Raw genomic sequence first — 20,231 nt, forward strand, 5'->3', positions numbered from 1 at the left:
TGCGGCCCCTCGGACCCGCCGCCACGGCAGCCGGATCCGCGCAGACAACGACGATCCGGAACTAACCGGTCCATGCTCCGATACCTGGCCAAACGTGCCACCACGTATGTCTTCATGATCTTCCTGACCACCAGTGCCGGCTACCTTCTGGCAGTGAGCACGCTTCAGCCGGCGCTGCTCGAGCAGGAGCGGATTCCCCGGCCCACCCCTGAACAGGTGGCCAACTCCTTCCGGCTCAAGGGGCTTGATCCCGCCCTCAGCCCGTGGGAACGCTACGTTGACTGGCTCACGGGCATAGTGACCCGCTGGGACTGGGGCCGCAGCCCCAACGGCGCCTTCATCAACGCCGAGTTCGGCGACCGGGTCTGGATCTCAACCCGGCTCTTCCTGGCCTCGATCATCCTGACCCTGGTGATCGGCGTCGCCCTCGGCGTCTACACGGCTGCCCGTCAGTACAAGGCATCGGACCGCGTCATCACCTCGTACAGCTACCTGATGTACATCGTCCCCGCGCCGATCGCCTACTTCCTGGTACAGCTCGGCGCCATCAACATCAACGATTCGGTCGGGGAACGCGTCTTCTTCGTCACCGGCATCTCCACCCCGGGCCTCGACGGCGACGGCTGGGCCCAGTTCATCGACATGCTCGCCCATTACGCCGTGCCCACCTTCGCCATCACCATCGCCGGCTGGGGCGCCTACCAGATCGCCCAGCGCCAGTACCTGCTGGACAACGTGAACGCCGACTTCGTCCGGACGGCCCGGGCCAAGGGCCTGACCCGCAACCAGGCCATCAGCCGCCACGCCCTGCGCGTGTCCTTCATTCCCGTGGCCCAGAGCATTGCATTTACCATCCCGGCGATCTTCGCCGGCGGCTTCTTCGCGGAGAAGATCTTCGCCTGGCACGGGGTGGGGTCCTGGTCCATTGACGCGATTGCGCTGCAGGACGTCAACGCCGCCACCGCCACCCTGGCCTATGGCTCCGTCATCTTCGCGGTCGGGGCCATCCTCGCCGATTTCGCTACCACGCTCGTCGACCCGAGAGTGCGGGTGCAGTAACCATGACCAACCTCAACACGATCGATCCGGCCGTTCTCCGCGACGAAGGAAAGCTCGACAACGACGACGTCGTGATCGGCAAGTCGCGGATCATCCTGCGGCGCTTCCTGCGCAACCGGACCGCCGTCGTAGGCCTGGCCGTCTTCCTGACCCTGACCCTCGTCTCCTTCATCGGCGGGTTCTTCGGCAGCTGGGACAAGGAGACCATCGACCCCTTCAGCATCGGCATGCCGCCCTCCGCGGAGCACTTACTGGGCACCTCCCAGGCCGGTATCGACCTCTACGCCCTGACAGTCGAGGGCACCCGGGTCTCCATCCTGATCGGCCTCGTGGTCGGCCTCGTCTCCGTGCTGATCGCCGCGGTCTACGGCTGCACCATGGCGTACTTCGGCCGCAAAGTGGACAAGGTCATGCTGTTCATCCTCGAAGCGCTGATCATGATGCCGGCGCTGCTGGTGGTCGCAGTGGCGACGAGCGGCGGCGCCAACGGACTGAAAAACTCCGTCCCGAGCTGGCTGCTGCTCATCATCGTCCTGCTGGTCTTCAGCTGGATGGGCACCGCGCGCCTCATCCGGTCGCTTTCGATGTCCCTCATGCAGCGCGATTTCGTCAAAGCCGCGCAGTACATGGGCATCCCGCCGCGCCGCATCGTCTGGCGGCACCTGGTCCCCAACATCGGCTCCCTGCTGGTCCTGGAAGTCACCCGCGGCGTCACCGGCGCCATCCTCGCCGAGGTCGCATTCTCCTTCATCGGCATCGGCATCAAAGTCCCGGACGTGAGCCTGGGTGTGCTGATCGGCCAGTCCACCTCCCAGGTCTCCACATTCCCGTGGATGTTCTGGGCACCCCTGACCGTGATGTTCCTGCTGACCGGCTCCCTGGCCATGATGAACGACGGCCTCCGCGACGCGTTCGATCCCAGCTCCAGCTCCACTGGCAAGGCCAAGAAGGGCACGGCCAAGAAGAGCACGGCCGGCAGTGGCACAGCGCAGACCGGCAACACACAGAAGAAGAACCAATGACCAGCAATTCCACTGCCCAGAAGACCGCCGATCGACTCCGCGACGCCGGGCTGCACGCGCCCACCGGCGCGGTTCTGTCCGTCCGGGACCTCAACGTGCGTTTCAACACCGAAAACGGTGTGGTCCACGCGGTGCGCGGCATCGACTTCGATCTGATGTCAGGCAGGACGCTGGGGATCGTGGGCGAGTCCGGCTCGGGCAAATCGGTCACGTCCCTGGCCATCATGGGCCTGTTGCCCCCGACGGCGGATGTCAGCGGTTCGGTCCGGCTGAACGGCAAGGAACTGCTCGGGCTCAGCGACAAGGCCATGTGCCGGCACCGCGGCAACGATCTCGCGATGGTCTTCCAGGATCCGCTGTCCTCCCTGACCCCGGTCTACACGGTCGGCGCCCAGATCGTCGAGGCCCTGTCCGTCCATAACCCGGCCATGAGCAAACAGGCCAAGGAGGCCCGCGCCGTCGAGCTCCTGGGCCTGGTCGGCATCCCCAGCCCGAAGGACCGGCTCAAAGCCTTCCCGCACGAGTTCTCGGGCGGCATGCGCCAGCGCGTCATGATCGCCATCGCGATCGCCAACAACCCGCGGGTCCTGATCGCCGATGAGCCGACGACGGCCCTGGATGTCACCATCCAGGCGCAGGTCCTGGAGGTGCTCCACGCCGCACAGGAGGAAACCGGTGCCGCCGTCGTCATGATCACGCACGACCTCGGCGTGGTCGCCGGGATGGCGGATGACATCATGGTCATGTACGCGGGCAGGCCGGTGGAGACCGGCAGCATCGACGACATCTATTACAGCCCGAGGATGCCCTACACCATGGGCCTGCTGGGCGCGGTCCCGCGCGTGGACATCGCCGAAAAGACCTCCCTCGTGCCGATCGACGGGATTCCCCCGAACCTCATCCACCCGCCCACCGGCTGCTCCTTCGCGCCTCGCTGCCCGCTGGCCAGCGAGGCCTGCCTCGAGGGCGAACCGGACCTCCTGGCGGTGGCACCCGGCACGGGACACAGCGCCGCATGCATCAAGAGCGAGGCCCTCGCCGACGTCGGCGCCCACGCCATCTTCGCCGCCCCGGCCGTGCCGGTCTCCGGCTTTGACAGCCTGCCGCGGCACGAGCGCAAGACTGTCCTGGAACTCCGCGACGTCAGGAAGCATTTCCCCCTCCTGAAGGGCGCCCTGCTCAAGCGCAGGATCGGCACCGTGAAGGCCGTGGACGGGGTGAGCTTCGATATCCGCGAGGGCGAGTGCTTCTCGATCGTGGGGGAGTCCGGCTGCGGAAAGACCACCACCCTGCTGGAAATCATGGAATTCCACAAGGACCAGGACGGTGAGGTGGTGATCGGCGGGCTAAGCAACAAGCAGGCCGCCGATGCCCGGACCAAGGCCGCCATGCGCAAGGAACTGCAGATGGTCTTCCAGGATCCCACCGGGGCGCTGGACCCTCGCTTCACCGTGTACGAGGTCCTGGCCGAGCCGATGGAGAACCTGGGCCTGCCCAAGCCGGCCATTCGGAAACGGATCATGGAACTGATGGAGCTCGTGGGCCTGCAGGCGGACCACGTGAACCGCTTCCCGAACCAGTTCTCCGGCGGCCAGCGCCAGCGCATCGGCATTGCCCGCGCCCTCGCCGTGAACCCCCGCCTGGTGGTCCTGGACGAACCCGTCTCCGCCCTCGACGTGTCGGTGCAGGCCGGCGTCATCAACCTCCTCGACAAGCTCCGCGCCGAACTGGGCCTGAGCTACCTCATGGTGGCGCACGACCTCTCCGTGGTCCGGCACATCTCCAACCGCGTCGCCGTCATGTATCTGGGCAAAATCGTGGAGATCGGCGACGTCGACGCCGTGTTCGATAACCCCCGCCACCCCTACACCCGTGCCCTGCTCTCCGCGATCCCGGTGCCGGATCCCGAGCTGGAGCGCACCCGCGAACGGATCATCCTCCAGGGCGACCTGCCCTCACCGCTGGAGGCCCCGGCAGGCTGCAACTTCGCCACCCGCTGTCCCGTGTTCGCCGCGCTGCCGCCGGCCCGGCAGGAGAAGTGCCTGACCCTGGAACCGGCCCTGGAGCCAGTCCTGGGAAAGGCAGCCACCGACCAGCAGTTCGCCTGTTTCTACCCGGACGGCGAACTGGACGCGGACATGGTCGTCGTCCACGACGCCCACTGAGCCGCACCCACACCAGAGCCACCCACGCATCACACTCGCAGGAAAAATGAAGGGGAACATGATGAAGAATCGGACCAAAATCGGTGGCATCGCCGCCGTAGTGGCCGCGCTCGCGCTGACCGCGTGCGGCGGCGGTGGCGCCTCCACCACTGCCGAGAGCGCCAAGGCACAGGATGCCTCCGGGGACCTCAGCAAGCTGGTCAGCGTCAACGCCAAAAAGGCCGGTGATTTGAAGCAGGGCGGCACCGTCACGCTTCCCCTGGGCAACATCGGACCGGACTTCAACGGCTTCTCCAACGCGGGCAACTCCTCGGACAACACCGAGCTGCACTACCCGATCGACGAGGCCGGCTATGTCGGCTGCTGGAAGCTCGATTTCGACGGCACCGCCAGCCTCAACAAGAACTTCTGCGAAGACTTCAAGAGTGAGGTCAAGAACGGCAAGCAGACCATCACCATCAAGATCAACCCGAAGGCCGCCTACAACGACGGCACCCCGATCAACGCCTCCACGTTCGAAAACACGTGGAAGATGCTCAACGGCAAGAACAAGGACATCGACATCGTCACGTCCGGCGCCTATGAGTTCATCGACTCCGTCAAGGCCGGAAGCAGCGACAAGGAAGTCGTCGTGACCACCACCCAGCCGGTGTACCCGCTCAGCGACATCTTCGGCGGATTCGTCCCGCAGGCCGTCAACACCCCGGCGCTCTTCAACACCGGCTTCACCGGCGAAATGCACCCGGAATGGATGGCGGGACCGTTCAAGGTCGACAAGTACGACTCTGCCGCCAAGACCGTCTCCCTTGTTCCGAACGACAAGTGGTGGGGCGATAAGCCGGTCCTGGACAAGGTGATCTTCCGCCAGTTGGAGGCAAGCGCCGAGATCGCCGCCTTCAAGAACGGCGAGATCGACATGGCCGACGGCCGTACGCTCACCAAGTACAAGCAGCTTGAAGGCACCAAGAACGCCGAGGTCCGCCGCGGTCAGCGGCTCTTCGCGGGTGGCCTGAACCTCAACGCCCTGAAGGCGCCGCTCACCGACGTCGCGGTCCGTAAGGCAATCTTCACCGCCGTCGACCGCCCCGCCATCCGCGCCGTCCGCTTCGGCGGCCTGAACTGGCAGGAGAACAACTCGGGCTCGATGATGCTGATGCCGTTCTCGAAGTACTACCAGGACAACTACCCGGTCAAGGAAACCGGTGCCGACGCCGCCAAGAAGGTTCTCACCGAGGCCGGCTACACGGCCAACGCCAAGGGCATCATGGAAAAGAACGGCGTCCCGGCGTCGTTCAAGATCACCAACTTCGGTGACGACCCCACCGGCCTCGCCACCGTTCAGACGCTGCAGAAGCAGCTGCAGGCGGCCGGCATGGAGGTCGGCATTGACCAGCGCGGCGACGCCGACTTCGGCAAGGTGGTTGGCAGCCGCGACTTCCAGCTCACCATCTCCGGCTACGGCGTCGGCGCCGACGCCACCGGCGCCGTGAAGCAGTATTACGACTCGGCAACCAACGAGAACAGGCTCGGCGATGCCGAACTGGACAAGACCATCAAGGACCTCGCGTCCATTCAGGACGACGCCCAGCGCAACAAGGCCGCCATGGACGTCGAGAAGAAGCACATGGAGAAGTACTTCTCCATGGGCGTCATCATGAACGGCCCGCAGATCTACTTCGCCCGCACTGGCCTGGCCAACTACGGTGCAGCCCTGTTCCAGACCCCGGACTGGAGCGTTGTCGGCTGGCAGAAGAGCTAGTACTGACAAGCACCAAGCACTAACAAGCAGCACGGCCGAGGCCGGCGCCCCCGGAAGCAACCGGGCGGCGCCGGCCTCGCCGGTTTAACGGCCAGGCCGCTAACCAGCCGGCAGGGTCCAGCAGGCAGGTTCCAACCGGCAGGGACACCCGGCAGGAACACCCCCGCAGGGCGGGCGGTAGCCTAGGCACCATGACCAACGATTCATCCCGGCCCATCCGCACCGCCGTCGCCGGCTTCGGCCTCTCGGGCAGCGTCTTCCACGCCCCCTTCATCGCCGCCAACCCCGCCTATTCGCTCAAGGCGATCTCCACGTCCGATCCCGGCAGGAGGTCCGCCGCCGCGTCCAGCTACCCGGCGGCCAGGATCGTCGACACCCCGGCCGGCATCCTGGAACTCTCCGGCGAGCTGGATCTGCTGGTCCTCGGCACGCCGCCGGCCACCCACTATCCCCTCGCCAAAGCCGCGCTGGAAGCCGGCCTCGACGTCGTCGTCGACAAGCCTTTTGCCGTGCGCAGCGCCGAGGGACAGGAACTCATCGACCTCGCCGCGCGGCTGGGCCGGGTGCTGACGGTTTTCCAGAACCGGCGCTGGGACGGCGACTTCCTCACGGTCAAGGCCCTCGTGGAGGCAGGAGCCTTGGGCCCCGTGAGCCGGTTTGAGTCACGCTTTGAGCGGTGGTCGCCCGAGGTTCCCAAGGCATGGAAAGCGGCGGCGACGGCGGACGACGGCGGCGGGGTGCTCTTTGACCTCGGCACCCACCTGCTGGACCAGGCCGTGCAGCTCTTCGGACCGGCGACGGTGGCGCACGCGGAACTGGAGACCAGGCGGCCGGGGCAGCGGGTGGACGACGATGTCTTTGTGGTCCTGCGGCACAGCTCCGGGGTGATCAGTCACCTCTGGATGAACATGCTCTGCGCCCAGCAGGGTCCCCGGTACCGCATCCTGGGCGGCGAGGGCGGCTTCACCAAGCACGGCGTCGACCCGCAGGAGCCGTACATCGTCGCCGGCGGCAGCCCGCTGGACGCCGGCTACGGCGTCGAGGACCCGGACTGGGCCGGGATGCTGGGCCGCGACGGCCACCTGGACCGGCTGCCCACCGAGCGTGGCGCCTACCCGGAGTTCTACCGGATCCTGGCGGCCAAGATCGCCGACGGCGGAGCCGCCTCGGAGCTGCCCGTTCCGGTCGACCCCGCGGGCCCGGTGGAGGTGCTGCAGCTCATCGAACAGGCGCGGTCCCTGGCCGAACGCGCCTAGTTAGGGCTTAAACAGCCATCGGCTGCTCCGTAGCCGCCGTTTTGGGGGTCCAAAAGGGCGGTAACGGAGCAGCCGATGCGCGCGGAACTTACCGCGTGGAACTTACGCGGAGACCAGTTCGTGCCAGTCGGCGACCAGGGGCAGGTTGTGCGCCTCGGAGACCGAGCGGTGCGCAACCTTGCCACCGGCGATGTTCAGGCCGGCGGCCAGGGCGGCGTCGCGCTCGAACGCGGCCTTGACGCCCAGGTTCGCCAGCGAGACGGCGTAGCGCAGGGTGACGTTGGTCAGCGCGTAGGTGGAGGTGTTCGGGACGGCGCCGGGCATGTTGGCCACGCAGTAGAAGATCGTGTTGTGGACCTTGTACGTCGGTTCCTGGTGCGTGGTGGGGTGGGTGTCCTCGAAGCAGCCGCCCTGGTCCACCGCGATGTCCACCAGCACGGAGCCGGGCTTCATCCGGGAGACGAGTTCGTTGGTGACGAGCTTGGGGGCCTTGGCTCCGGGGATCAGGACCGAGCCGATCACGAGGTCGGCGTCGACAACCGACTTTTCGATCTCGTAGGCGTTGGACGCGACAGTCTTCAGGCGGCCCTGGTACTGGGCATCCAGTTCGCGGAGGCGGTTGATGTTGATGTCCAGGATGGTGACATCCGCGCCGAGGCCCAGGGCCATGGCTGCGGCGTTGGTGCCGGCAACGCCGGCGCCCAGGACAACCACCTTGGCCGGACGGACGCCCGGGACGCCGCCGAGCAGCACACCCTTGCCGCCGGCCGGAGCCATCAGGGAGGTGGCGCCCACCTGCACCGACAGTCGGCCGGCAACCTCGGACATCGGGGCCAGCAGCGGCAGGGTCCGGCCCTCCTGGACGGTCTCGTAGGCGATGGCGGTGACGCCGGTGTTGATCAGTTCCTGGGTCAGTTCCGGCTCGGCGGCCAGGTGCAGGTAGGTGAAGAGGATCAGGCCCTTGCGGAAGCGGTGGTACTCGGCCTTGACCGGTTCCTTGACCTTCATGACCATGTCGGCGCGGGCCCAGACGTCGTCGGCCTCGGCGACGATCTCGGCGCCGGCGATCGCGTATTCCTCGTCCGTGATGCCCGAGCCCAGGCCCGCGCCGCGCTCGACGAGGACTGCGTGGCCGTGGGTGCGGAATTCGTGGACGCCCGCTGCCGTGATGGCGACGCGGAACTCGTTGTTCTTGATCTCTTTGGGGACACCGATGATCATTTTTTGGCTCCAGTGGTGGCGGCCTCGCGGGCCTGGATGAGCGGGGGATTCGTACTTCCAGAATAGATCCCGCTGTGAGGCAGGCGACAGGTGCGGCCGCCGGGGCGGCGTCCTCGGCCGCGTCATTCCGCGCTTTTTCACTTTAGGGGGTAGACATTTGTCGCGGGAGCGGGCGTCAGGTGTCGGCTCGTGTCCGTCCGCGGCGCATTCGCAGTGCGGCGGCCCGGGGCAGTAGTCTGGCTGGATGCAGCAGCAGGACGTGGAGCAGCTCGTGGAGCAAGTGGCGCAGCGGCTGGGCCGCGGCCTCTCCCTCGAAGACCTCGACGGTTTGCTCCTCGCCTACAGCTCCAACCAGTCGCATGCGGACCGCGTCCGGGTGAACTTCCTGCTCAGCAAGCGTGTTCCGGTGGACGTCATCGCCTGGCAGCTCTCGCACGGAATTGCCACGGCGGTCCGGCCGGTGGTGGTGCCGGCCAACGCGGACCTCGGCATGCTGGGCCGCATCTGCGTGCCGCTGCTGGTGCGGGGCTTCCGGGTGGGGTACCTGTGGGTCCAGCTCGACGCCGAAGAACCAAGCGGCGCGTCCGTGCTCGCCCAGTTACCGGACGTTGCACGTGAGTTGGAACAGCTGTCCTCCCTGTTACTGGATTCCAACACGGCCGAGTCCGCGTTCCGCCGCCGTCGCGAGCAGGAGTTCCTAGCCGCCTGCGCCGGCGAGGCCAACGCGGTGGCGGCCGTGGCGGGCTGGAAGGAGATCCAGGGCAAGGGCCCCTGGCAGTTGGTGACCATCCTGGACGCGGACGGCTGGGCCGGGGGCTCGGACCCCATCGCAGACACGCTCATCCACCGCTCCGCGGCGCTGCAGGCCACCATCGGGGTGGACGCCGCACTGTTCAGCGCCGGCACGGAATCCCATGCTGTGGTGATCTTCCGGGAGTCCACGGGACGGGCGGACCATGCCCAGGTGCTGGTCCATTACCAGCTGGAACTGGCCAAACGTTCGGGGCGCACTGTCCGGCGGATCATCCTGGGCACCAGCGAGGGGTTCGGGAAGCCGCGCGAACTCGCCGAGGCCTATCGGCAGTCGCGGCAGGCGGCCCAGGCTGCGGCAGTGGATCCGCAGCTGGGCGAGCTCGTCGACTGCCGGGCCACCGGCGTTTACCAGCTACTGGCCTCGGCCGGTGGCGGTGCGGGGGCGTGGGCAGATGCGGGATCGGTGTATTTCCGGATCCTCGAGGACCATGACCGCAACCACGAGCTGCTGCCCGTGCTGGAGCTTTTCTACGACAACGACGCCTCCGTCCAGGAAGTCGCGACCAAGCTGCACCTCCACCGGAGCAGCATCTACAACCGGCTCGGCCGGATCCGTCAGGTGCTGGGCGTGGACCCGCTGAAGGGAATGGTGCGGCTGGAGCTTCATGCTGCGCTCAAGGCGCGGCGCTGGGCGGCCCGGCCGCGGATCTGACTCCTATTTCGGCATGCGGACTAGCCCTCGTGCTTGGAGGTGTTGATGTCGAGTCCCGGCGCCGCGTCGTCTCCGGCGGCGAGCCGGCGCGCGGCGTTCCGGCGTCGGGAAATCCGGCTGTCCACCCAAAGGGACACCGCAACGAATGCGACACCGCTAGCCATGTAAGTTGCCGTGATGTTCAGGCCCATGGCGATTCCAAGGATGCCGGCGAGCAGCATGGCGGCCATGCCTGCCAAGATGTGCCATCCTCTGAATTTACCCACCATCGAAGTTTAACCCCCGCCTTATCCGCGTTTCGGCGCCGGCGTCCGATCGTTGCTTGATCCTTATCACTGCTTCATGAAGTGCCCGTTCATGAAGCGGTCGGGCCGACATTCTGGCCGGCCGCGTCAGCCGAATCCGTGCTGTGCTTCTTCTGCGTTTCGAGCCAGGCCATGATGTCGGCCAGCCGGATCCTTCGGTGCGTTCCCCGGTATTGCACCGGGATCTCCCCGCGGTCGGTCATGTTCCGCAAGTACGTGTGCGAGATCCCGGCCAGCTCCGCGGCGCGGGAGGTGGTCAACATTTCCTCGACGCTGCTGACCGTGACGGCCTCGCCGCGGCTGAACCGGCCCAGCAGGTCGACGACGGCGTCCCTCGCCTCGGGCGGCAGGCGGTGGACGGTGCCGTCCACGAATACCGTGATGTCGTGGCTGCCGTCGAGGGCGTACTTGAGTTTCTGCGCGTCCTCCGCCGGGAGGCCGGCCGTTACCCGGGGTGCTATGAGTGCCATGGGTGCATCCTAGCGGGTGGTCCTAGCGGGTGGGTCCGCCGGCGAGCCAGCCGGCGGACCACACGGTACAGGCCCCACGGTGCAGGCCCTGCTTAGAGCCCCAGTTCCTCCAGGATCGGAAGCTTGGCCCTGACCCAGGCCCGGGCCTCGGTGGCGCTCGGCGCGGACAGGGCCAGCTTGGCCAGCTCTTGGGCCTCGGCCAGGGTGACGGTTTTCATTACCGCGGCGACGGCCGCGATGGAACGCGCCGTCATGGACAGCGTGGTGACGCCCAGGCCTGTGAGGACGACAGCGAGGGCCGGATCCGCCGCGGCCTCGCCGCATACGCCGACGGGCTTGTTGTGGCCCTCGGCCACCGAGCCCTCCACAGTCAACCCCACGAGCCTCAGCACGGCCGGCTGCCAGGGGGTGTTCAGGGCGGCCAGCGGGCCGAGCTGGCGGTCCGCGGCCATGGCGTACTGGGTGAGGTCGTTGGTGCCCAGGCTGGCGAAGCCGACCTCGCGGAGGATGGCTTCGGCCGTCAGGGCGGCCGACGGGACCTCCACCATGACGCCCGGGGTCTTGATCCCGGCCGCGGCGCACAGCGAGGCAAAGCGGGCGGCCTCCTCGGCCGTGGAAATCATGGGTGCCATCACCCACACGTCGGCGTCGGAGGACTGATCGGCCAGGGCGATCGCCTGCAGCTGGCGTTCCAGGACGCCCGGCGTCGTGAAATCGGTCCGGTAGCCGCGGACGCCCAGGGCAGGGTTGGGTTCGGTGGCGTCGGTCAGGAACGGCAGCGGCTTGTCCGCGCCGGCATCGAGGGTGCGGAGCACCACTTTCTTGCCTGGGAAGGCGTCGAAGACCCCCTTATAGGCGGCGGCCTGCTCCTCCACGGTCGGCTCGGTATCCCGCTCCAGGAAACAGAACTCGGTGCGGAACAGGCCCACGCCCTGGGCGTTCAGCCCGGCCGCGGCCACGGCGTCCTTGGCGCCGCCGACATTGGCCAGGAGCGGCACGTGGTGGCCGTCCGCCGTCGTGCCGGTTCCGTCAAAGGCAGACAGCAGCGACGCCGTGGCGGCCCAGTGTGCCGCGGCAGCCCGCTGGGACTCCCCCGGTTCGGCGGTGATGAGGCCGGCCGCGCCGTCCACGTACACTTCGGTGCCGTCGGCCAGCTCGTCGACGCCGACGGCGGCGACCACGGCGGGCAGGCCCAGCGAGCGGGCGATGATGGCGGTATGGGACTGCGGGCCGCCGCCGGCGGTGACCAGGGCCAGGACTTTTTCCGGATCCAGGGTGGCGGTGTCCGCCGGGGCGAGGTCCTCGGCGATGAGGATGAACGGCGTCGCAGAGACGGGAATGCCCGGCGCGGGAACGCCGCGCAGCTCCGCCACGATCCGTGCCCGGACATCGAGGACGTCGGTGGCGCGCTCGGCCATGTAGCCGCCCAGGTTATGCAGCATTTCCGAGACCGAGGCGCCGGCTTCCCAGATGGCCCGCTGCCCGGACGATCCGCGGCCGATCAGTTTGGTCGCGGCTTTAAGCAGCATGGTGTCGGTGGCCATGAGCGCGGTGGCCTCGAGGACGGCCTTGCCGTCGCCGCTCACGGTTTCGGCGCGGGCCTTGAGCTCGTCGTGGACCGACTTCGCGGCCGCCTTCAGTGCCGCCGTCGCCTCTTCCGCCGTGACGCCGGCGGGCAGCTGCTCTCCGGCGGGCGGTTCGCTGATCGGTTTGGGCATCTGCCGGACGGTACCGATGATGCGGCCGGGGCTGACGCCTACTCCTGGGAAGTTCTGCACTGAAGGTCCTCATTCTCTGTCGTAGGCCGGTGGCCACTAAGCCGGTAAAGCAGATGCCGTAGCTGATCCTGCTGATCATCGACGCTGCCGCTGACGGCTTCGTCAGCGGCCGGATCATGGCACCTGAAAAAATTGTATGTGATCCAGTTCATATAGCGTTGCTATAGGTGCTAGGGTAGCGGTTATGAGTATCGATGGCCAGCTACCACCCAAAGCCCGGCTGTTGCGTGCGGCCGCCGAGCTCCTGGCCAATTCCGGTGGGTCCGCGGTCTCGACCCGCCAGATCACTCAGCTGGCCGGTGTCACGGCACCGACCCTCTATCACCACTTTGGCGACAAGGAAGGGCTGTTCGACGCCGTCGTCGCAGCAGGTTTTGACGACTACGTCGCGGGGGAACGGGACTTCGCACCCTCCGGCCAGCCGCTGGAGGACATCCGGCGAATGTGGGACAACCACGTGCAGTTCGGGCTGAAACAGCCGGAGCTGTACCTCGTCATGTTCGGCAATATCCGCCCTGAGAGCCGGCCGGCGATCGTCGCCGACGCCGAGGCCCTCATGGAGGAGATGCTCAACAAGGCTGCCGTGTCCGGCCAGCTCAACGTCCCGCCCAAGGAGGCGGCCAGGTCCATCCTGGCGGCCAATGTGGGGGTGACCCTGATGCTGATCGCGGAAAAGGCGCCAGCGCGCAACCTCGAGCTGTCCGCCATGACCCGCGACGCCATGATCTTTGCGGTTTCGGCGGAACAGGCCCGCAGCAATGAATCTGACGACACCGGAAAGTCCTCGGTGGTGGTGGCGGCCATTGCGTTGAACGCGGCTCTCCAGGCGTCCCACTCGGACCAGCTCTCCAGCTCCGAACTCAAGCTCTTCCTCGAATGGCTCCACCGGATCTCCACCAGCTCCAACAGTTAGCTCGGCGAAATTATCGGACCATCCTGCAAAGCAGCGGGAACTACGGTTAGGAATTCACATGGCAACAGAGACAGTTGCGAAACCACGCACCAGCATGCGGGTGCACGTGCAGAAATTCGGGACGTTCTTGTCCGGAATGATCATGCCCAACATCGGAGCCTTCATCGCCTGGGGCTTCATCACGGCGCTCTTCATCCCGGCTGGCTTCTTCCCCAATTCAGAGCTCGCCAAGCTGGTCGGGCCAATTATCACCTACCTGCTCCCGCTGCTGATCGGCTACACCGGCGGCCGGATGGTCTACGGTGTGCGGGGCGGCGTAGTGGGTGCGGTGGCCACCATGGGTGTGATCGTCGGTACCGACATCCCCATGTTCATCGGTGCCATGATCCTGGGCCCGCTCACCGCGTGGCTCATGATGAAGGTCGACAAGATCTGGGAAGGCCGCGTCAAGCCCGGCTTCGAGATGCTGATCGACAACTTCTCGGCCGGCATTCTGGCCGCCATCATGGCGGTCGTCGGCATGATGATCGTCGGTCCGGTGGTGAAGGCGTTCAGCAACGGCGCCAGCGCCGTCGTCGAATGGCTGGTCGCCAACGGCCTGCTGCCCTTCACCAGCATCTTCATCGAGCCCGCCAAGGTCCTGTTCCTGAACAACGCCGTCAACCACGGCATCCTCACCCCATTGGGCACCCAGCAGGCGCTTGAGCAGGGCAAGTCCATCCTGTTCCTGCTCGAAGCCAATCCCGGTCCGGGCTTCGGCATCCTGCTCGCCTACAGCTTCTTCGGCAAGGGCCTGGCCAAGGCATCTGCGCCGGGCGCGGCCGTGATCCAGTTTGTCGGCGGCATCCATGAGATCTACTTCCCGTACGTCCTGATGAAGCCGATGATGATCTTCGCCGCAATCGGCGGCGGCATGACCGGCATCTTCACCCTGGTGGTCACCGGGGCCGGCCTCCGGTCCCCGGCCGCCCCGGGCAGCATAATCGCGGTCTACGCCGCAACAGCACGCGACAGCTACGTCGGCGTGACGCTCTCCGTGCTCTTCGCCACCACGGTGTCCTTCCTTATCGGCTCGGTGATCCTCAAAGCCAGCAAGGCAACCGCGGAAGACGACCTGGACCAGGCCACCCACAAGATGGAGGCCCTGAAGGGCAAGAAGAGCTCGGTTTCCTCCGCACTGATTGGACAGGGCGCAGGTTCCGGCGGCGTCGCCGTCCTCGCCACCCCGATCAAGAACGTTGTTTTTGCGTGCGACGCCGGCATGGGCTCCAGCGCGATGGGCGCCTCGGTGCTCCGGAACAAGATCAAGGCCGCCGGTTTCCCGGAGGTCAAGGTCACCAACTCCGCCATCGCCAACCTCAGCGACACGTACGACGTCGTCATCACGCACCAGGATCTGACCGAGCGGGCCAAGCCCGTGACCGCCAGCGCCGTGCATGTGTCCGTGGACAACTTCATGAACAGCCCCCGGTACGACGAGATCGTTGAGCTGATCAGGGCCAGCAACACTGACGGGGGAGAGGTCCCCGACGCGGGCGCCGCTGCGGTAGCCCCCGCCGCCGTCACGCCCGAAGCGCCCGCGGCCCCGGAGGAGGAGTCCGAAGCAGGCCCGGCGGGCATCCTGGTGGCCGACAGCGTCGTTCTCAACGGCGCGGCAACCACCCGGGACGCCGCGATCGACGAGGCCGGGCAGCTCCTGCTGGACCGAGGCGCCGTCGACTCCGGCTACCTGGACGCCATGCACGAACGCGAGGAATCCGTCTCCACCTACATGGGCAGCTACCTCGCCATCCCGCACGGCACCAACGCCGCGAAGGACCACATCATGAAGTCCGCGGTGTCCGTGATCCGCTACCCGAACGGCATCGACTGGAACGGCAAAGAAGTGAAGTTCGTGGTCGGCGTCGCCGGCGTCAACAACGAACACCTGCAGATCCTGTCCTCGATCGCCAAGGTCTTCACCAACAAGGCACAGGTGGCGCAGCTTGAGGCGGCCACCACGGTCGATGAAGTCCTGGCACTCTTCGGAAAGGTCAACTCCTAGTGAAGGCGGTTCATTTCGGCGCCGGGAACATCGGGCGCGGGTTCGTGGGGCTGCTGCTGCACGAGGCGGGGTATGAGGTGGTGTTCGCCGACGTCGCGGACGCCCTCATCACCCAGCTGGCCGCCGCGGACAGCTACCAGGTCCACGAGGTCGGAGACATCCCGGCCGTGCGCACCGTCGATCACTTCCGTGCGCTGAACTCCGGCACCCAGGAGTCCGACGTCGTCGCGGAAATCGCGACGGCGGACATCGTCACCACCGCCGTGGGCCCGCACATCCTGAAGTTCGTGGCGCCCCTGATTGCCAAGGGGATCGCGGCCCGCCCCGCCGGGCTGGCGCCGCTGCAGGTAATGGCGTGTGAAAACGCCATCAACGCAACCGACATCCTGAAGTCCGAGGTGGCCGCCCAGTGGGACCCCGCCGCCGGATCCCTGGACGCTGCCGCCGTGTTTGCCAACACGGCGGTGGACCGGATTGTGCCCAACCAGGAGGCCGGGCAGGGCCTGGACGTCACAGTGGAGACCTTCTACGAGTGGGTGATCGACCGCACCCCGTTCGCCGGGAAGCAGCCGGTGATCCCGGGGGCGACCTTCGTGGACGATCTCGAACCCTACATCGAGCGGAAGCTGTTCACCGTGAACACGGGCCACGCGGCGGCGGCCTACTTCGGTTTTGAGACCGGCCTGAGCAAGATATCCGAGGCCATGGCCGATCAGGACGTCGCCGCCGACGTGCGCGCCGTCCTGGATGAAACCAAGGAGCTCCTGGTCGCCAAGCACGGCTTCAACCGTGCGGAGCAGGAGGCGTACGTGGAGAAGATCCTGGGCCGATTCTCCAACCCGCACCTGCCGGACACCGTCACCCGGGTGGGCCGCGCCCCGCTGCGCAAACTCAGCCGGCACGAGCGCTTCATCGGTCCGGCTGCCGAACTGGCCGAACGCGGGATTGTCCCGGAAGCGCTGCTCGGGGCCATCGCCTCGGCCCTGCGCTTCTACGATCCTGCCGACACGGAGTCCGTGGAGCTCGCGAAAATCCTGTCTGCGTCCTCACCGGACGAGGCCACCGAGAAGGTCACCGGACTGGCGCCGGGCCACCCGCTCTTCGCCTCGGTCTCCTCCCTCATTGCGGAAGCCAAGGCTGTCGTCTAGCCCCTTCCGATAAACGCCGAGCACTGAACGCCGACGCCGGAACTCACCCGAGTTCCGGCGTCGGCGTCTTTATGTCCCGGCCCGAGGGGATTCCGCCGTCACCCACCCGTTGCCCTATCACCTATGGCTCCTATGCGCCGGTTTTAGCAACCACAAGTGACAGGGCAACCCCTCCCCATTGACCGTTAGGGTGCCTAACTGTTAGGCTACCTAACTATGAACGCCAGTGAACCGGCCGACCCCGGCCTTCTCGTCCTCGCCCAGGACTTCCGCGAGGCCCTTCGCCACAGCATTTACCTGGTCCGGCGCCTGGATGCCGACGGCGAACTCAGCGCCGCGCAGCTCAGCACCCTGAAAATGCTGATGGACTCGGGGCCTGCAACAGGCGCCGGCGCTTCCTCAGCCGCCGGAGTGCGGGTGGGTGAAATCGCCCGGAACCTCGGCGTCAAGGTGCCCAGCGCCACCGAACAGATCATCAAGCTCGAGCGCGCCGGCCTTGCGCGCCGGGAGCCGGACCCCGAGGACTCCCGCGCCGTCCGGGTGAGGCTCACCCAGGCCGGCCGCACCGCCGTCGAGTCCGCCAACGAACGCCGCAACGCCGTCATGGCCGGCATCCTCGCGTCCCTGCCCGACGCCGACCGTGCCGCCCTCGCAGCCGCCCTGCCGGTCATCGGCAGGATCAACGCGACGCTTCAGGCCTGATACTCAACCGAATTTCCCCCATTTAGGAGTGCCCCATGCACGGCCAGTCCGCCGACACCCTGTCGGCAGCCGAAGTTACCCTCGAGGCCGAGAAGACCTCACTACTTAAACAGCCCAAGGCGGTGTGGGCGACCGCTCTCGCGGCCGTCTTCGCCTTCATGGGCATCGGGTTGGTGGACCCCATCCTGCCGGCGATCGCCAAGAACCTGGACGCATCGCCCAGCCAGGTGTCACTGCTCTTCACGAGCTACTTCGCGGTCACCGCCGTCGCCATGCTGATCACCGGGTACGTCTCGTCCCGGATCGGCGGGAAGCGGACCCTGCTGATCGGACTGTCGGTGATCGTCGTGTTTGCCTCCCTCTCCGGCACGTCGGGCAGCGTGGCCGAGCTCATCGGCTTCCGGGCCGGGTGGGGATTGGGCAACGCCTTGTTCGTGGCCACGGCGCTGGCCGTGATTGTCGGTGTCGCCAGCGGCGGAGCCGGCACCGCGATCATCCTCTACGAGGCCGCCCTCGGCCTGGGCATTTCCCTCGGCCCGCTGCTGGGCGCCCTGCTGGGCGGCTGGCAGTGGCGCGCGCCGTTCTTCGGCACCGCCGTGCTGATGGCCTCCGCCTTTATCGCCCTCGTTGCCCTGCTGCCCAAGACCCCGCTGCCCGAACGCAAGGTCCGGCTCCGCGACCCGCTGCTGGCCCTGGGCCACAAGGGACTGCGGACGACGGCGGCCAGCGGCCTGTTCTACAACTACGGCTTCTTCACCGTCCTCGCCTTCACGCCCTTCATTCTGGGCATGGACGCCTACGGGATCGGCGGGGTGTTCTTCGGCTGGGGTGTCGCGGTCGCCGTGTTCTCCGTATTTGCGGCCCCCGTCCTGCAGAACCGTTTCGGGGCCGTCCGGGTTCTCACCGGCACCCTGGCCCTGCTGATGCTGGACCTTGTAGGACTGGGTCTCGCCGCCGGGCACTCGGTTCCGGCCGTTGTGGTCCTGGTTATCATTTCCGGGGCGCTCCTGGGCATCAACAACACCGTTTACACCGAACTGGCCATGGGAGTTTCCGATTCACCCCGGCCGGTGGCCTCCGCCGGGTACAACTTTGTGCGCTGGATGGGCGGCGCCCTGGCGCCGTTTGCCGCCGCGCAGCTCGGCGAGCACTTCGGCCCGCAGGTGCCGTTCTTCGCCGGCGCGCTCGCCATGGTGGTCGCGATTGCCGTGGTCCTGGGCGGCCGCCGCTACCTGACGGCGCACGAGCCGCACGTGGTCTAGCAACCCCGGCTTCGCGCAGCAGCCAACGACACAACGAAGAACGCCCAGGCTTCCGAGGAAGCCTGGGCGTTCTTTGTTGTGTCCCCGGGTGCGGCGGCTACCTCACCCCGCGGGCTCAAGCCTTGGTGGAGTCCTTGGCTGCATCCTTCGCGGATCCCTTCGGCACGAACAGGGTCTCGGCCTGTTCCAGGGACATGCCGTTGGTTTCGGGCACCTTGAACATGACAAAGAAGAACGACGCCGCCGCGAACAGGGCATACATGGCGTACGTCAGGGGCAGCGATGCTGCGGCCATGACGGGGAAGCTCAAAGTGATGGCGAAGTTGGCGATCCACTGCGCGGCGGCGGCCAGGCCCAGGGCTCGGGCACGGATCCGGGACGGGAAGATTTCGCCCAGGAGCACCCATACCAGCGGACCCCACGAGGCGCCGAAGCTGATCACGAAGATGTTGGCGGCCACGAGGGCAGCGGGACCCCAGGCGCCGGGCAGGGTGATGGCGTCGCCGGAGCCGGTGGCCGAGCCGAAGGCCAGTGCCATGGTGCCCAGCGAGAGGGCCATGCCGATGGAGCCCGCGAGCAGGATGGGGCGGCGCCCGATCCGGTCCACGAGGGCGATCGCAACCAGCGTCACCAGGATGTTCGTGACTGCGGTGGCCACGGAGATGGTGAGGGAGTCCTTTTCCTGGAATCCCACGGCCTTCCACAGGGTGGTGGAGTAGTAGAAGATCACGTTGATGCCGACAAACTGCTGAAGCACGGAGAGGATGATGCCGATCCAGACAACCGGCTTCAGGCCAAGGGCCCTTCCGCGCAGGGATCCCTTCCGGCCGGCGAGCTTGTCTTCTTCGATGGCCTCCTTGATCTCGCGCAGGTGGCGCTCGGTGTCGCTGTCCGGGGCAATCGATTTGAAGACCTTGAGGGCCTCCTCGTCCTTGCCCTTGAAGACCAGGAAGCGCGGGGACTCCGGCAGGGTGAAGGCGATCCAGCCGTAGATGACGGCGGGGACAGCCCCGGCCAGGAACATCCAGCGCCAGGCCTCGATGCCGAACCACAGGTCTTGGCTCGCACCGCCGGCGGTGGTGGCGAAGACGGCGTCGGAGAGCAGGGCGGCAAAGATACCGGTGGTGATGGCGAGCTGCTGGAGCGAGGCCAGCCGGCCGCGCACGTGCCGCGGCGAGATTTCGGAGATGTAGGCCGGGGCGATCACCGAGGCGAGGCCGATGCCCAGGCCGCCGATCAGACGCCAGAAGATCAGGTCCCAGACGCCGAAGCAGAAGCCGGTGCCGATGGCGCTGATCAGGAACAGCAGGGCGCCGATCTTCATGGCCGGGATCCGGCCGTAGCGGTCGGCCACCTTGCCGGCGAGGTAGGCCCCTGCCGCGCAGCCGAGCAGCGCGACGGCTACGGCGAAGCCGGTCACGGCCTCGCTGAGCGCGAACTCTTCCTTGATGGCGTCGACCGCGCCGTTGACCACCGATGAGTCGAAGCCGAAGAGGAAGCCGCCGACGGCGCCCGCCACTGCAAGCCAGATCACCCGTTGGGGGATCTTGGCGGTGGTCTGGTCTTGGGTGATGGTCATATGGCTCCCTCGGCAATTCGTGGTCCACGGCCTGCGCCGCAACTACCCAGTCTTACACCGGACGCAGTGCGGCGCCGGTCACA

Annotated in this window: 16 protein-coding genes; 11 read left to right on the forward strand and 5 right to left on the reverse strand. The window is 66.9% G+C overall.

Annotated elements, in window-relative coordinates; translation table 11 throughout:
* Nucleotides 1-72: 72 nt before the first annotated feature.
* The 5 genes from C8D78_RS18755 to C8D78_RS18775 all read left to right on the forward strand — a co-directional run bounded on the left by C8D78_RS18755 (nucleotide 73) and on the right by C8D78_RS18775 (nucleotide 7,261).
* The gene (locus tag C8D78_RS18755) at nucleotides 73-1,059 is read left to right on the forward strand and encodes an ABC transporter permease (protein WP_120955382.1); all 987 of its coding nucleotides are present in this window, start codon (nucleotides 73-75) and stop codon (nucleotides 1,057-1,059) included.
* Between the two features lie 2 nt (nucleotides 1,060-1,061).
* Nucleotides 1,062-2,081 carry an ABC transporter permease gene (locus C8D78_RS18760; RefSeq protein ID WP_120955383.1) on the forward strand — a complete coding sequence of 340 codons (1,020 nt, stop codon included), beginning with the start codon at nucleotides 1,062-1,064 and terminating at the stop codon, nucleotides 2,079-2,081.
* Nucleotides 2,078-4,246 (forward strand): dipeptide ABC transporter ATP-binding protein, encoded by a 2,169-nt coding sequence (locus C8D78_RS18765; RefSeq protein WP_120955384.1) that lies wholly within the window; start codon nucleotides 2,078-2,080, stop codon nucleotides 4,244-4,246. The genes C8D78_RS18760 and C8D78_RS18765 overlap by 4 nt, the downstream gene beginning before the upstream one ends.
* A 61-nt stretch (nucleotides 4,247-4,307) precedes the next feature.
* Nucleotides 4,308-6,005: an ABC transporter family substrate-binding protein gene (locus tag C8D78_RS18770; protein WP_120955438.1), complete on the forward strand. Its 1,698-nt coding sequence runs from the start codon at nucleotides 4,308-4,310 to the stop codon at nucleotides 6,003-6,005.
* A 191-nt stretch (nucleotides 6,006-6,196) separates the two neighbouring features.
* Complete coding sequence (locus C8D78_RS18775; protein WP_120955385.1) at nucleotides 6,197-7,261, forward strand: Gfo/Idh/MocA family protein; 1,065 nt, start codon at nucleotides 6,197-6,199, stop codon at nucleotides 7,259-7,261.
* Nucleotides 7,262-7,363: 102 nt separating this feature from the next.
* Here the strand turns inward: C8D78_RS18775 and ald are convergent, their stop codons facing one another.
* Nucleotides 7,364-8,482: an alanine dehydrogenase gene (ald, locus tag C8D78_RS18780; protein WP_120955386.1), complete on the reverse strand. Its 1,119-nt coding sequence runs from the start codon at nucleotides 8,480-8,482 to the stop codon at nucleotides 7,364-7,366.
* Between the two features lie 244 nt (nucleotides 8,483-8,726).
* Here ald and C8D78_RS18785 point away from each other — a divergent pair, with 244 nt between their 5' ends.
* Nucleotides 8,727-9,947: a PucR family transcriptional regulator gene (locus C8D78_RS18785; RefSeq protein WP_120955387.1), complete on the forward strand. Its 1,221-nt coding sequence runs from the start codon at nucleotides 8,727-8,729 to the stop codon at nucleotides 9,945-9,947.
* A gap of 20 nt (nucleotides 9,948-9,967) precedes the next feature.
* Here C8D78_RS18785 and C8D78_RS18790 read toward each other — a convergent pair whose 3' ends face one another.
* From C8D78_RS18790 to ptsP, 3 genes are all read right to left on the reverse strand, one after another.
* Nucleotides 9,968-10,177 carry a hypothetical protein gene (locus tag C8D78_RS18790; protein WP_244208505.1) on the reverse strand — a complete coding sequence of 70 codons (210 nt, stop codon included), beginning with the start codon at nucleotides 10,175-10,177 and terminating at the stop codon, nucleotides 9,968-9,970.
* A 125-nt stretch (nucleotides 10,178-10,302) separates the two neighbouring features.
* A complete protein-coding gene (locus tag C8D78_RS18795; protein ID WP_120955388.1) occupies nucleotides 10,303-10,722 on the reverse strand; it encodes a helix-turn-helix domain-containing protein in 420 nt (139 codons plus the stop codon).
* Between the two features lie 92 nt (nucleotides 10,723-10,814).
* Nucleotides 10,815-12,500, reverse strand: a complete 1,686-nt coding sequence (gene ptsP, locus C8D78_RS18800) for a phosphoenolpyruvate--protein phosphotransferase (RefSeq protein ID WP_120955389.1) — start codon at nucleotides 12,498-12,500, stop codon at nucleotides 10,815-10,817.
* Between the two features lie 184 nt (nucleotides 12,501-12,684).
* Between ptsP and C8D78_RS18805 the strand changes: the two genes are divergently transcribed.
* From C8D78_RS18805 to C8D78_RS18825, 5 genes are all read left to right on the forward strand, one after another.
* Nucleotides 12,685-13,413 carry a TetR/AcrR family transcriptional regulator gene (locus tag C8D78_RS18805; protein WP_120955390.1) on the forward strand — a complete coding sequence of 243 codons (729 nt, stop codon included), beginning with the start codon at nucleotides 12,685-12,687 and terminating at the stop codon, nucleotides 13,411-13,413.
* 58 nt (nucleotides 13,414-13,471) lie between these two features.
* The gene (locus C8D78_RS18810; RefSeq protein WP_120955391.1) at nucleotides 13,472-15,457 is read left to right on the forward strand and encodes a PTS mannitol transporter subunit IICBA; all 1,986 of its coding nucleotides are present in this window, start codon (nucleotides 13,472-13,474) and stop codon (nucleotides 15,455-15,457) included.
* Nucleotides 15,457-16,605, forward strand: a complete 1,149-nt coding sequence (locus C8D78_RS18815) for a mannitol-1-phosphate 5-dehydrogenase (protein WP_120955392.1) — start codon at nucleotides 15,457-15,459, stop codon at nucleotides 16,603-16,605. The genes C8D78_RS18810 and C8D78_RS18815 overlap by 1 nt, the downstream gene beginning before the upstream one ends.
* A gap of 216 nt (nucleotides 16,606-16,821) precedes the next feature.
* Nucleotides 16,822-17,307, forward strand: a complete 486-nt coding sequence (locus C8D78_RS18820) for a MarR family winged helix-turn-helix transcriptional regulator (protein WP_120955393.1) — start codon at nucleotides 16,822-16,824, stop codon at nucleotides 17,305-17,307.
* Nucleotides 17,308-17,342: 35 nt separating this feature from the next.
* A complete protein-coding gene (locus C8D78_RS18825; protein WP_120955394.1) occupies nucleotides 17,343-18,569 on the forward strand; it encodes an MFS transporter in 1,227 nt (408 codons plus the stop codon).
* 115 nt (nucleotides 18,570-18,684) lie between these two features.
* Here the strand turns inward: C8D78_RS18825 and C8D78_RS18830 are convergent, their stop codons facing one another.
* Nucleotides 18,685-20,148, reverse strand: a complete 1,464-nt coding sequence (locus C8D78_RS18830; protein WP_120955395.1) for a sugar porter family MFS transporter — start codon at nucleotides 20,146-20,148, stop codon at nucleotides 18,685-18,687.
* Between the last annotated feature and the right edge of the window lie 83 nt (nucleotides 20,149-20,231).

This window comes from Arthrobacter oryzae, assembly GCF_003634095.1.
In the GTDB taxonomy this organism is placed as follows: Bacteria; Actinomycetota; Actinomycetes; order Actinomycetales; family Micrococcaceae; genus Arthrobacter; species Arthrobacter oryzae.